This window comes from Lentibacillus persicus, from assembly GCF_900112705.1.
Lineage (GTDB): Bacteria > Bacillota > Bacilli > Bacillales > Amphibacillaceae > Lentibacillus > Lentibacillus persicus.
Genome location: NZ_FOMR01000005.1, coordinates 199,355 through 212,643, shown reverse-complemented (window position 1 = coordinate 212,643; position 13,289 = coordinate 199,355). Strand labels below are relative to the sequence as shown.

The following is a 13,289-nucleotide window of genomic DNA, read 5'->3' as shown; positions in this document are numbered from 1 at the left end:
TCCACAATTAATGATTGCTGATTCACATAAATTTAAGCTTCATCGTAAGGGGAATCATTATGGTAAATAATAACCAACACTGCCTCGCCAGCATTCGAAGCAATTATGGAAAATTCAGTGATAAAGAAAAAGCCATTGCTGATTTTATTTTAGAGAATCCCCAGGAAATCATTCACCATACGATTAATCAAATTTCAGAAAAACTTGGGCTCGCCGAGTCAACGGTTTTCCGTTTCTGTCAGCGAATTGGTTTCAAAGGGTTTCAAGCCATGAAAATTGCACTTGCGGCTGAGGTTGTCACACCGATTAAAGCTATTCATGAAAAAATTGATGAGAAAGATAGCACGGGAGGTATCACTGAAAAAGTTTTCCGTTCTAATATCAAAACAATTGAGGATACACTTCATATTCAGGATGAAACAATGATCGGAAAAGCTGTGGAAGCCATTCTACACGCAAGGAAAGTTCAATTTTTCGGCAGCGGCGGGTCTGCGCTCGTTGCAATGGACGCGTATCATAAATTCATCCGGAGCGGCATTGATGTCAGTGCCAATCTCGATTCGCACATGCAGATTATGTCCGCATCCCAAATGACCAATGACGACGTTGCCGTTCTTATTTCGCACAGCGGCTCAACAAAAGACTTACTCGATATCATGCACGTTTTACAAGAAAAGAAAATCCAAACAATCGCTATTACAAATTTTGCCAAATCACCGCTAACCGAAAAAGCAGACATGTCACTATACACCGTTGCTGAAGAAACCGATTTTCGCTCGGAAGCACTATCATCAAGAATTGCCCAGCTTTCCATCATAGATGCGCTTTATACGAATGTAATGATTGCGAATAATGAAGCCGGCCAGAAAGCCTTGCAGAAAATGCGGGAAGGCATAAGTTTAAAGCGTTTATAAATTATTCGTTTAATCCATGACAATCAAAAACCACCGATCAGCAACTGATCGGTGGTTTTTAATAGCTTTGGAATCATTGCAGTGACAGGCCGGTTTCCGGCACATGTCTTCCTGTTCCGGCCCATGTTTCGCTGTTCGGGAACAAAAAAGCTGTTCTATTAATTGATCATTAAAAGAACAGCTCTCAATGGTTTCTTTATGGGATATGTGGAGCTTCAAGGTATGCAATTAGTGTTTTAAGAAACCGTGCTGCGGGTGCCCCATCAACAACTTGATGATCAAAAGTCAAACTGAGTGGAAGCCGTTTACCATCAGCAATTTTGCCCTGTTTTCTAAATAGATAGTCTTCAATTTTGCCAATGCCCAAAATAGCAATTTCAGGCGGATTAATAATGGGCGTGAAAAAATGAACCCCAAAAGAACCGAGATTTGTTATCGTAAAGGTGCTTCCACTCATCTGCTCTGTTGACAACTTTTTAGAACGGGCCAGTTCCGCTACGTTATTTATCGCTTCGTGCAGTTGTTCAATTGAATACTGGCCGGCATCCTTAATGACCGGCACAAGCAATCCGTCGTCGGTATCTGTGGCAACTCCCAGATTGACGGTCTCGCTTTGGTTCAATAACCCATTGTCGTACGTTCCATTCATGTAGGGATGTTCTTTTAGTGCTTTAATTGTTTGATAAATAATCCACGTGTTCCAACTCAGCTTAGTGTCATACGCCGCTCTTTTTTCAGCAAGTGCGGTAACATCCGCATACGCCGTTTCTGTGAGTTGAGCGGTGTTTTGCAAACTGTCTTTCATACGGTCAGCAATTGTCCGGCGCATGCCTTCTAAAGCTTGTCCAAACCGTTCATTGGAAGACTGACTCCCGGCAGCATTTTTAATATCATCTTCCGTTATTTTTCCACTCCGCCCTGTACCTTCAATTTGGGTCAGATCAACATCGAGATCCTTAGCCAGTTTTCGGAGACGCGGGGCAACTCTGACAAACGCTTTTTGACTTGAATTTTGTCCTCGTTCCTTCCTTGAACTTGCCTCAGGCCCCGTTTCTTTTTCATTCTGCATGCTGCTTTCAAACCGGGTGCGGATGATACACAGCACATCCCCGACATTTGCTGTTTCCCCTCGTTTGATTAAAATCTTTTCCAAAATCCCATCCGTGTCGGCTTCGATTTCCGAAACTGCTTTTTCCGTTTGAACTTCCACCAGCACATCGCCTGTTGTAACAGCATCACCTTCTTGTTTAAACCACAGAACGATTGAACTTTCATCATGATCCTCACTGATTTTGGGAAGTTTTACCTCAGACATGACGGTCACTCCTTATGTTAACTGTCCAGCATATCCTTTACCTGTTTATAGATTTTTTCCGCACTTGGGACGACATGCTGCTCCAGTGGCCGGCTGTATGGAATAGGCACATCCGGAATCGCCATCCGTTTTATAGGCGTATCCAGATCATACAGTGCTTCTTCTGCCACTACAGCACTGATTTCTGATGTCATGCCGTACGATAAATAATCCTCATCCACGACAAGTATGTTATGCGTTTTTCTAACAGAGTTAAGAATTGTTTCTTTATCCAGCGGGACGAGCGAACGAAGATCAATAACTTCAGCCTCAATGCCTTCTTCAGCCAATCGTTCCGCAGCTTCCAAAGCGTACACTGTCATCATTTGGATACCGACAATCGTGACATCACTGCCTTCCCGGGCAACATTGGCTTTACCTAAAGGAACCGTGTATGCGTCTTCCGGCACGTTGCCGACAGAGGCTTCAAGCGGGTCCATCCATCCGAGGCCCTGCAGCGTTTTATGAAACATGAAAACAACCGGATTATCATCCCGGATGGCAGATATCATCATACCCTTCAAATCATAAGGTGTCGTTGGCGCAACCACTTTCATACCGGGCAGATGGGCGAAGGTTGCATAAAGTGTCTGTGAATGCTGGGCAGCATCGTTATATTCGCCGCCGACAGCCGTCGTTAAGACCATCGGAACTTTCACATTTCCACCTGACATGTAATGAATTTTCGCCATGTGATTATAAATTTGATCCATGCAAACACCAAAGAAATCGGTAAACATTAATTCCGCAATCGGTCGCATTCCTTCAGTAGCAGCACCAATGGCAGACCCAACGATTGCCGATTCAGAAATAGGCGTGTCCATAATCCGATCAGGGCCAAATTTATCAAGCAGCCCTTCTGTTGAACCAAATATGCCGCCATATTTTCCGACATCTTCTCCCAATACGAATACATCGTCGTTTTGTTCCATTTCCTGAGCGATTCCCTCTGCCATCGCTTTATTGCCCGTCAGCATCCGCTCTTTTTTTGCCGTTTCCATCATAGCGCCTCCCATCATATGGTTTTAAACAAAAACATCCTCCAACGCAGCCTCTGAAACGGGGTACTCACTGCCACGTGCAAATTGATATGCCTGATCAACTTCCGACTTTATAACATCTTCACGCTCGTCTAATTCACTTTCTGTAACAAAACCCTGATCAATGACATACTGTTTTAAACCGGCAATCGGATCTTTTTTACGCAGTGCTTCCACTTCGCCATCTTCCCGATAAAGTTCCGGGTCACCTTGGAAATGACCCAAATAACGATAGGTTTCAATTTCAATAATCGTCGGTCCCTCTCCTGCACGTGCACGTTCAACCGTTCTTTCGGAAGCTTCATACATGGCAATCGGATCATTGTTCGTGACTTTTTCGCCGGCTATCCCGTACGCAGAAGACCGCACATCATTCGTTTCCACGGAAGTGGCAACATCCTTTGGAACTGAAATTCCATAGTTATTATCCTCAACCACAACGATAAAAGGCAATTTCCATAACGCCGCCATATTTAGCGCCTCATGGAAAGCTCCCGCGTTCGTTGCACCTTCCCCAATAAAAGCAACTGAAACAGCATCACTCTTCCGCTTTTTGGCTGCCAGTGCAGTCCCAACTGCTTGCGGCATACCGGCTGCAACGATGCCACTGCATGAAAACTTAACGGCTGGATCAAATAAATGCATGTGGCCACCTTTACCTTTACCCAAGCCGGATTCTTTGCCAAATATTTCAGCCGTCATCCTTTTAAGATCGACACCTTTTGCAATCGCGTGGTGGTGCGGGCGATGCGGCGACATAACCGTATCTTCATCGGTTAAATGGGCACATATGCCAGCTGCGGCAGGTTCCTGTCCCGTGGACAAATGCATTTCTCCAGGCACAAGACCGGCCCCAATATTAAACGGCGACTTCCCTTCCATATACACACGTTCCATGGTCTCTTCATAATACCGGGACTTGAACATGGTGTCGTACATCCACAAGAGTTTATCCTCAGGTATCCCCATTCCAAAACCCTCCTCTTAGTGATTAAAAAATTGACCGATGCTTGCTCTCCCAGCGCAACAGCTGTTATTCACACCTCCTTCACGTTCCAGATTGACATTAGGTTACGAGAAAGCGCTTACAAAACTAGTATAATCTAAAAAAGGCGCTAATTCCAGTCACTTATTCCAAAAATTCGTAAAATTCATTTGACTAAAAGAGGGGAGCGTCCCCCCATTCTTACATTAAAACAAAACGAATCCCCACCAGTGTGGTGGCGAACTGGTGGGGGATTCGTTTGCTTGTCAAGCGGGCGCGAATCGAACTGATGCCCGCTATGTTTTGTTGTTTTCACTTGCATCTACAACGACACTTGCAACAGCGTCTCCCGTGACATTCACGGATGTTCGCATCATATCAAGGATACGGTCAATGCCACCTACTAACGCTATTCCCGCCAGCGGCAGGTTCACTGCACTCAGTGCCATTGTGAGCATAATCAAGCCTGCACCGGGCACCCCCGCTGTTCCAATCGAAGCAAGCGTGCCAATCAGGACGACAGTAGTCATCTGTGAAAGTGACAGGTCCGCTCCGAAATATTGGGCAATAAACATGGAACACAAACCGACATACAGAGCAGTTCCGTCCATATTAATGGTAGCCCCCAACGGCAAAACAAACGTACTCGTTTCTTTTGAGACGCCGAGGTTTTCCTGCGTATTCTTAAGCGTTACGGGCAACGTTCCTGAACTGCTGCTTGTACTGAATGCAACAGTAAAAGCTGGAAAAATCCCTTTGAAAAAACGAACCGGGCTCATTTTGCCGAATTGTTTAACAAGCAATGCATAAACGACGAATATTTGCAAAATACACGCTGCCATCATAGCCAAAATCAGCTTCAACAGTGGTAATAGTACCTCTGCGCCATATTCGCCTACAACCGGTGCCAATAAGCCAAACACGCCGATAGGAACAGTTACCATGACCATGCTAGTAATTTTGTACATGACCTCTGCAAATCCATCAAAAAACTGCTGAACAGGTTTTGCTTTTTCACCTACCAAGGTAATCGCAATTCCGATAAATAAAGCAAAAAAGATAATTTGCAGCATATTCCCCGACGTCAGGGCTTCAAACGGATTTTCAGGGATAATATTTAATATGGTTTGTACAACACCCTCCGTTTCATTCGGTTCAGGCGCTTCTTGTCCTTCCAGCGATACATCAATCCCGCTGCCCGGTGAAAAAACTTTACCCGCCACAAGCCCCAACGTTATGGCAAGCATACTTGTAAACAAGTAAAATACCACCGTTTTCCCGCCTAATCTTCCGAGTTTCTTAACATTATTTGTACTGGTTACCCCTACTACAAGCGTAGCTAGCACCAAAGGCGCGATAATAAATTGAATCAAACGCAAAAATAGATCGCCAAGCGGCTGAACAACTTGCATTTTGTCACCAAATATTAAACCGGTTACAATTGCGAGAATAAATGCAATAATTAACTGCCATATAAGACTTTTCTTCATCATGTGTCCCCAATCTCTAGTTTGTTTTTTGTCATTTTACGCTAGTTATTAACCTATCACATTTCTGCAGGACCGCACAACTTGGAATTTAATTCCACCAGCTTTGCGGTGTTAACTCCAGTCCAGTCAGGGTTTTAATAGAAATAGTGGCATTAGTGCGTGTACTGCCGGCCATTGTAACTTGCTCTCCGGCACTTGTTTTCCTGTACGCGCCCATTATAAAAGGGGCAGGGTTGGCCCTTTGTCCCATTTCACCATGTACATAATCTTCATACTTATTGTATAATTAAAACATTGTACACGCAGCTTAAGAAATCAACTTCATAAACGCAACATTCGGGAAATGACAGGCACATATAAAGAAGGAGGGATAACCCGAATATGCTTAGTGTGACAGATTTAAAGAACATGAAAGACTCCGGGGAAAAGATTACGATGGTCACAGCTTATGATTACCCGTCTGCCAAGCAGGCTGAACACGCTGGAATCGATATGATTCTTGTTGGCGATTCATTGGGAATGGTTGTACTCGGATACGAATCAACCGTTGAGGTAACGGTCGATGATATGATTCACCATGCCAAAGCTGTCAACCGCGGGGCACCGGATACATTAACCGTAGTGGATATGCCGTTTATGTCCTACCACATTTCGCAGGAGGATTCACTCCGTAACGCCAAACGGATTTTTCAGGAAACGAGTGCCCAAAGCCTGAAAGTGGAAGGCGCTTCAGGGGATATTCCCGAATTGATAAAACGGTTGACCGACGCAGGAATACCGGTCATCGCCCATTTGGGCCTTACCCCACAGACAGTTAATGTGCTCGGAGGTTTCAAAGTCCAGGGAAGAGACGAAGCCACCGCCCAAAAGCTGCTCGACGACGCAAGGAAAGTAGCTGATCACGGTGCGGCCGCTCTTGTGCTGGAATGTGTTCCAACCGAATTAACGAACATTATCACGAATGCGATCGATATTCCCACCATTGGAATTGGCGCCGGGGTCGATTGCGACGGTCAGGTCCTTGTTTATCACGATATTCTGAAATACGGTGTTGACAGGCTTCCGAAATTTGTGAAGTCATATACCGACTTAAATGAAAAAGGAACCGAAGCACTGAGAAACTATCATTCGGATGTGAAGCAGGAAACGTTTCCTTCCGCCGACCATTCTTTTTTCATGAAAAATAAGCAAAACTTGCCTGAGCAAGATTAAGGTGTGGCTTGTATGAAAATTGTACGAACAGTCGATGAAATGAAACGAACCGTAGCAGTATATCGTGATCAAAAGAAACAAATCGGATTTGTCCCTACGATGGGATTTTTGCATGAAGGCCATTTAAGCCTGATGAAAGAAGCAAACAAGGAAAATGACATTGTTGCAGCGAGCATTTTTATCAACCCACTGCAATTTGGGCCAAATGAGGATTATGAACGTTATCCACGAGATGAAACGGCAGACGCGCGTGCGGCCGAAAACGCAGGTGTTGATGTATTATTTATCCCTGATCCGACAGAAATCTATCCGGCTCCAATGCAAATCCAGCTTGGCATCAAGGGTCGCGCTGACGTGTTGTGCGGTCGCTCCCGTCCCGGCCATTTTGAAGGTGTCTTGACCGTATTAACAAAGTTATTTCACATAACAAGTCCGGATAAAGTGTATTTTGGCCTGAAAGACGCGCAGCAAGTGGCCGTCGTGGATGCCTTGATCAATGATTTGAACTTCCCGATTGAACTTGTTGGCCTGCCGACAGTCAGAGAGTCCGACGGGCTTGCCAAAAGCAGCCGTAACGTCAACCTTTCTGAACACGAACGGCACGAGGCCATATGGCTTTATAAAGGGTTAGCGTTCGGACAAAAGCTCATCCACGACGGCGAGCAAACGCCGAATGAGATTGTTCAAAACGTCACAGAATTATTGAATCAAAACCTATCCGCCGGAAAAATTGATTATATCGAATTACTGAGTTATCCGTCACTCGAGCCGGTATCTTCCGTTAATCAGCGCGTCATACTCGCTGGAGCGGTATATTTTGCAAAAGCCCGATTAATCGATAACCTGATTTTCGATCAAGACGGGGAAGTTATTAACCGGGTGAACTGACCTTTGGGCGGGTGTTGTTCGGTACTTATCAAACCTCCCTGGAAATAGTAACCTGATTATTCATGTTCGAAGCAGTTATTAAAAACAGAGGTCCTGTCGCTTGCCATATTAATATGGTAAGCGACAAGACCCTAAATCAAAGCGATCAGCCATCTGCAGGATGATACATTATGCACGAATTTGAACACTTCAACTAGTTAAGTAAAGCACCGTTAAGGGAATCGGTTAAAAAAAGCGGTTTCAATTACTCCGCGATTTCACTGTCGTCAATGGTTGTCGATGCTTCTGATAACTTTATAAGCTCATTCTTATAGTAAGGAATTGTTTTATAACCTACCCAATACAATACCGCACTTATAGGCAAACCCTTCATTCGTGAGTAAGACCCATGGAAACGTGATAACCCCTAAAAACCCAACAATGATAGCTGAAACTCCCCATCTGAAATTAAATGTTTCCATAAGAACCATTGCAGGTGGATAATATTAGGCGCCAAAATTAGTTGTTACTTGAGCTATTAAAATGAATATCAACAAAATCATCGCTACAACGGGGTGAGCGCTTACTGCACGCGGGGGACAGCGATCACGTCCCTCTGTCCCTACTGCAGCTTCCCTCGGCACAAAATTGGAATTTCGTCCACGACGTCATCCCCGGATACAAGATACGCGTTATCGTATAGATTGGACACGGGGCATATATGGTTTGGAATAATTTCTACTTTGTCACCAATTATGACGTTATTTCTGAATGGTTCGTCATATATAATGGCATGTTCATCAAAGACTTGATCAATATGGACGTGATTGGAGTTTTTGATATAGCCTATTCCAACGGTTGCACAAATCCCCTCACTTCGCGACTGCATTGTCAGTCCTTTTGCACCGACATCGGTAATGATACGTTCATTCGTTGGTTTGCTGATAACAGTCGTCAAGACGCTGGCGGCACAGCTGGAATATGAGCCAAGTGCGTTTGCTTGAGACACATCCATGAGGATATAGGTTCCTGCGCGAAGTTCAGTAATTCCTTCCATTACACCGAAATCATGCAAAAGCGGCGGGGTCGAGCCGATGCTGACGGTTTCAAGTTCTACACCCTGTTCGTGTGCAAGATGCGCGAAATGAAGGGTGCGTTTTTGAGCTTCATTATAAAGACGGCGGCATTCTTCAAGGTCTTTTGCTTTGTATGTATGGCCGTCATGGGAAAAAACCCCTTTTAAATTTATAAAAGGACTGTTTTTTATATAATTCACCAAACGAACGTAGTCACTTTCGTCAATGACACCTGAACGGTTTTCGCCCACTTCAATTTCGATAAGAACCTGAGCCGGTTGCTGCTTAGTGAAGACCTTCTCAATCATTTCGCATTGTTCAATGCTGTCAACGCCAAAGGAAATATGAATCGTTTCCGCAAGCTTTTTAATACGATTTAATTTGGATTCCCCAACGATTTGATTCGCAACAAAAATATCGTTTAATCCGTTTTCAGCCATGACTTCTGCTTCGCCGACTTTTGCCACCGTAATACCATTTGCGCCGGCTTTTTCCTGTAATTTGGCCAGCACAGGCATTTTATGCGTTTTCGTGTGCGAACGAAGATGAACTTGGTACTTTTCCGCATAATCCTGCATGCGCTGGATATTCGCGATCATAATTTCCTGATCTATGACTAAACTTGGTGTATCCAATTCTTTTATATTCAACGTGAATACGCCTCCCCATTTAAAATGCCATTCGCTATAATTCTATTAACCCTACTGACTTTTTATCCCGCATGTAACTGGCAGTAAGACCCCTCACCTCAAATGTTCGCGTATACGATGAAGATTAGGTGGGGATCAACTGCCAGTAAATGTCCGATTCGTTCGGGCCAACAGGATGTTGGTCACAAAGGCGTTGCCACAGGACAAGGAAAACTGCGACAGCGATCTTCACACGAAGAAAAAGTGCTTTTCTTTTTCGAGGACGTGGCGAACTTAGCCTTTGTTCCCCTTAATCAGTAGGGTAAGAACGCTCCCACTGATTGAAGATTCACTTTACCCCTGCGCCGCATAACGGTAATATAACGTTTTGTTCGTTCAACTCCGGGTATTTTTCGATATATCGTAAATAGCCGGCATAATTCACAGCCGATGTGATTTCAACATAAATTCCGTTTAGGGCAAGAGCATCGCGCGCTTGAACAATACTTTCCTCGCTCACAGCGATCACATCACCACCGCTCTCCCGGATAGCACGCAAAATTTCGTCTCCTCTCGCCGGCGCGGCAATGGCAATGCCTTCTGCCAACGTTCCTGTATTGTGAACCGGCTCAACGGTATGATCTCCTTCATGAAAGGCTTGCATAATCGGGGCACATGCTGCTGCCTGCACGGCAAGGATTTTGGGCATTCTATCAATTTGCCCGCTTGCCAATAACTCACGGAAAGCGATGGATACCCCCATTAGCAATGTTCCGTTTCCAACCGGGATAATAAAAGCATCAGGGAGCCTGCCATTCATTTGCTCAAAAATTTCATATACATACGTTTTTGTCCCTTCCCAAAAGATTGGATTATAGATATGACTGGCATAAAAGGCGTCCGTCGCCTCTACCATCGCAATCGCCGCTTGTGCTGAATCTTCCCGCGTGCCGGGAACTCGATGAATGACTGCCCCATGTGCTTCAATTTGCTCGGTTTTTTTAGTCGAAGCAGAATCAGGAACGAAAATATCACACTGAATTCCCGCCCGTGCCCCGTAGGCTGCAATGGCAGTGCCGGCATTCCCGCTGCTGTCCACCACAACCCGGGTTACGTTGAGCTTTTTCGCCATCGCGATGAGAAGGACAGCTCCCCGGTCTTTAAAAGACAGCGTGGGCATGTAATATTCAGCTTTGGCATAACTATTTTTAGATAGTTTGATGATGGGTGTATCGCCTTCCCCTAACGTCATGTCCTGCCAGACATCATCTTTTTCAAATGGCAATGCATCGATATATTTCCATAGCGAATGTTCGCGTGTCAAAGCCGTGTTAGTAAAATCAACGCTCGCTTTATCATATTCCAGATTCAGCAAGCCTCCGCAATTACATTTCCATTGATTGCTTTCGATTGAATACCTTGACTGACAGTTAACACAAATATAGTTCATCACGATCCCTCCCATTCTTTTTAGTATAATGACGCACTTGATACAAAAATGCATAGATAGTGCACGCATCCTTTAAAAACCATTGGAAACGATTAGTTATATTCTAACGTTTATTGAATATAAATCTGCAAAGGGGGGATTTCAAACATTCCAATACCTCAATGCTGCCACTTGAAGGCGTCTGGTTCGATCAATTTCCATCGGACAGGCTTTTTTTCTTATGACGAATACGAATTCAAGGAGGGAGAGGTAACATGGCCAAAACTGGAAGAGTAGGTTTATTAACACAAATTATGATTGCGTTTGCAGCGGCAATCATTGCCGGTGTGATTTTCGGAACCGGCATTAGTTTTGTTCAGCCGCTCGGCGATCTGTTTCTGCGTCTTATACAATTTATTATTGTACCTTTAGTCTTGTCCACTCTTGTGGTCGGGGTAGCAAGTACCGGAAATTTGAAAACATTGGGCAGAATCGGCGGGAAAACAATCGTTTATTATTTGGCAACCACTTTTATTGCGGTCAGCATCGGCCTGATTGCCGGCGCACTGTTCACACCAGGTGCGGGGGTTGATACGTCCATAGCTGAATCCGGCAATATACCTGAAACGACTGAAACAGAAGGTGTCATCAGTATTTTATTAAACATCATTCCGACGAATCCCGTTGCCGCGTTAACGAATGGAAATATTCTGCAAATTATCTTCTTTGCCATGTTTTTAGGTTTGGGGATTACGATGGTCGGCGAAAAAGCAGAACCTGTGTATCGTTTTTTTGATGGATTGGCAGAGGTCATGTATAAAATAACGTGGGTCGTCATGAGACTCGTTCCGATCGGTATTTTCGGGTTATTGGCACCAATCATCGGCGAATACGGTTTATCTATTTTGCTTCCATTGATTAAACTGATTACCGTCGTCGCCATCGCTTGTATCGTACATGTGGCACTGACCTACTCCATCTCAGCCAAAATACTCGGAAAAATGAACCCGCTTAAGTTTTTCAAAGGAATCTCGCCGGCAAGCCTGTTGGCCTTCAGCACGCAAAGCAGTTCGGGAACGTTGCCGGTAACCATCAAATGTTCCGAGGATAATCTCAACGTATCCAAAAAAGTATCCAGTTTCGTCTTGCCGTTAGGTGCAACCATCAATATGGACGGAACCTCGCTTTATATAGGTGTCGCAGCACTCTTTGCCGCACAAGCGTACGGAATCGACTTGACATTCGGGCAAATTATGATGGTTGTGCTAATCGCAACCTTAGGTTCTATCGGAACAGCCGGGGTGCCCGGAGCCGGCTTGATCATGTTAACTCTCGCACTGACAACGACCGGCCTGCCGTTGGAAGCCATCGCCTTAATCGCCGGTGTCGACCGTTTCATGGATATGTTCCGTACCGCAACAAACATCACCGGGGATGCCTCAGCAGCTCTCTATATCAATAACGCAGAAAATCAAACCAATAACACGTTGGATTCAGCATAATCACTGACATGTTCTTATTGCTATCCACAAATTGAAAACCCTGTTGCGTAACGGCGTTTATTAAAATTCCTTGCCGTGCCGGGGACAGATTGAGCTTCCGGCACATCTTTATTTGTTTGCGTCCATACTAAGGGGGACGGGGTATCACACACTTTGTCCCTTCGTTCCCCCATCACCCCTGAAAAAAGGAAAGCCGCTGCTTCTACGGTTTCCTTTTTTTGCATATTGTGTATCTCAACTACTTTTTCCTTGTGAACCAGTCTATATAAATGTGTGAGAGAAACGATATAATCATACGACAAGCCCCTCATTATCCAGCCCCTTCTAATATTTCGTTTTTCTATCATATTAACACGGCAAAGCTTTATCGTCGCATTCCGTAGCGTGCATATCATGGGTATCTATAGCAAAGTGGACCCCAGCCCATATTCAAAACTTATATAAAAAACAACAACTCAAATAAGAAGCGTCATGTGAACTAAAATAACAAATTCGGGGAATGAGAGCTTCCACCTATCATTGAGAAGACATTTGAGGAAAGAAATCAGAGGATTACATTGAGGCGATTATGAATGCTTTAATCGATATATATCTTTTTCCAATTGCTGAACTTTACTGGATAAAAATTTTAATTCATTCGAATGATTTTCTACAACTGCATTGCTTGTTTGCTTTGTTAAGAGGGTTAATTTCGCGTTTAAATTTTCTATTCCTTCCTGTGTTTCTTGTCTGAAGTCATGCATGTCTCCTTTAAAGTCACTCATTTCTGTCGTGAAGTCATGCATGTCTCC

11 protein-coding genes are annotated in these 13,289 nt (G+C 44.4%); 4 read left to right on the top strand and 7 right to left on the bottom strand.

The annotated features are described in order from the left end of the window. Window positions 1-59: 59 nt before the first annotated feature. On the top strand, window positions 60-914 hold the full coding sequence (locus BMZ22_RS08665) for a MurR/RpiR family transcriptional regulator (RefSeq protein WP_090084426.1): 855 nt from the start codon (window positions 60-62) through the stop codon (window positions 912-914). Window positions 915-1,110: 196 nt separating this feature from the next. Here BMZ22_RS08665 and BMZ22_RS08660 read toward each other — a convergent pair whose 3' ends face one another. The 4 genes from BMZ22_RS08660 to BMZ22_RS08645 all read right to left on the bottom strand — a co-directional run bounded on the left by BMZ22_RS08660 (window position 1,111) and on the right by BMZ22_RS08645 (window position 5,783). Further along, entirely contained in the window at window positions 1,111-2,229 is a 1,119-nt protein-coding gene (locus tag BMZ22_RS08660) for a dihydrolipoamide acetyltransferase family protein (RefSeq protein WP_090084424.1), read from the bottom strand. A gap of 17 nt (window positions 2,230-2,246) precedes the next feature. Beyond that, window positions 2,247-3,269 carry an alpha-ketoacid dehydrogenase subunit beta gene (locus BMZ22_RS08655; protein ID WP_425434275.1) on the bottom strand — a complete coding sequence of 341 codons (1,023 nt, stop codon included), beginning with the start codon at window positions 3,267-3,269 and terminating at the stop codon, window positions 2,247-2,249. 24 nt (window positions 3,270-3,293) lie between these two features. Then, window positions 3,294-4,277, bottom strand: coding sequence for a thiamine pyrophosphate-dependent dehydrogenase E1 component subunit alpha (locus BMZ22_RS08650; RefSeq protein ID WP_090084419.1), 984 nt, complete (start codon window positions 4,275-4,277; stop codon window positions 3,294-3,296). Between the two features lie 312 nt (window positions 4,278-4,589). After that, window positions 4,590-5,783 (bottom strand): dicarboxylate/amino acid:cation symporter, encoded by a 1,194-nt coding sequence (locus BMZ22_RS08645; protein WP_090084416.1) that lies wholly within the window; start codon window positions 5,781-5,783, stop codon window positions 4,590-4,592. A gap of 381 nt (window positions 5,784-6,164) precedes the next feature. Between BMZ22_RS08645 and panB the strand changes: the two genes are divergently transcribed. Both panB and panC read left to right on the top strand, forming a co-directional pair. Continuing rightward, window positions 6,165-6,995: a 3-methyl-2-oxobutanoate hydroxymethyltransferase gene (panB, locus tag BMZ22_RS08640; RefSeq protein ID WP_090084414.1), complete on the top strand. Its 831-nt coding sequence runs from the start codon at window positions 6,165-6,167 to the stop codon at window positions 6,993-6,995. A 12-nt stretch (window positions 6,996-7,007) separates the two neighbouring features. After that, on the top strand, window positions 7,008-7,883 hold the full coding sequence (gene panC / locus BMZ22_RS08635) for a pantoate--beta-alanine ligase (protein WP_090084411.1): 876 nt from the start codon (window positions 7,008-7,010) through the stop codon (window positions 7,881-7,883). A 601-nt stretch (window positions 7,884-8,484) separates the two neighbouring features. Here panC and BMZ22_RS08630 read toward each other — a convergent pair. Together BMZ22_RS08630 and BMZ22_RS08625 are read right to left on the bottom strand one after the other, a co-directional pair. Beyond that, window positions 8,485-9,588, bottom strand: a complete 1,104-nt coding sequence (locus BMZ22_RS08630) for an alanine racemase (protein WP_090084408.1) — start codon at window positions 9,586-9,588, stop codon at window positions 8,485-8,487. A 328-nt stretch (window positions 9,589-9,916) separates the two neighbouring features. Beyond that, window positions 9,917-11,020, bottom strand: a complete 1,104-nt coding sequence (locus BMZ22_RS08625) for a threonine synthase (protein WP_090084405.1) — start codon at window positions 11,018-11,020, stop codon at window positions 9,917-9,919. 251 nt (window positions 11,021-11,271) lie between these two features. Between BMZ22_RS08625 and BMZ22_RS08620 the strand changes: the two genes are divergently transcribed. Continuing rightward, window positions 11,272-12,498, top strand: coding sequence for a dicarboxylate/amino acid:cation symporter (locus tag BMZ22_RS08620; protein ID WP_090084402.1), 1,227 nt, complete (start codon window positions 11,272-11,274; stop codon window positions 12,496-12,498). 566 nt (window positions 12,499-13,064) lie between these two features. On the opposite strand, the gene BMZ22_RS16915 is transcribed toward BMZ22_RS08620, so the two are convergent. Then, on the bottom strand, window positions 13,065-13,289 hold a 225-nt coding region (locus BMZ22_RS16915; protein ID WP_177183397.1), incomplete at its 5' end, for a hypothetical protein.

Excerpts from the sequence above, each read along its gene's own strand:
- BMZ22_RS08665 (WP_090084426.1), top strand. The coding sequence starts at position 60 with ATGGTAAATAATAACCAACACTGCCTCGCCAGCATTCGAAGCAATTAT.
- BMZ22_RS08660 (WP_090084424.1), bottom strand. The coding sequence starts at position 2,229 with ATGTCTGAGGTAAAACTTCCCAAAATCAGTGAGGATCATGATGAAAGT.
- BMZ22_RS08655 (WP_425434275.1), bottom strand. The coding sequence starts at position 3,269 with ATGGAAACGGCAAAAAAAGAGCGGATGCTGACGGGCAATAAAGCGATG.
- BMZ22_RS08650 (WP_090084419.1), bottom strand. The coding sequence starts at position 4,277 with ATGGGGATACCTGAGGATAAACTCTTGTGGATGTACGACACCATGTTC.
- BMZ22_RS08645 (WP_090084416.1), bottom strand. The coding sequence starts at position 5,783 with ATGAAGAAAAGTCTTATATGGCAGTTAATTATTGCATTTATTCTCGCA.
- panB (WP_090084414.1), top strand. The coding sequence starts at position 6,165 with ATGCTTAGTGTGACAGATTTAAAGAACATGAAAGACTCCGGGGAAAAG.
- panC (WP_090084411.1), top strand. The coding sequence starts at position 7,008 with ATGAAAATTGTACGAACAGTCGATGAAATGAAACGAACCGTAGCAGTA.
- BMZ22_RS08620 (WP_090084402.1), top strand. The coding sequence starts at position 11,272 with ATGGCCAAAACTGGAAGAGTAGGTTTATTAACACAAATTATGATTGCG.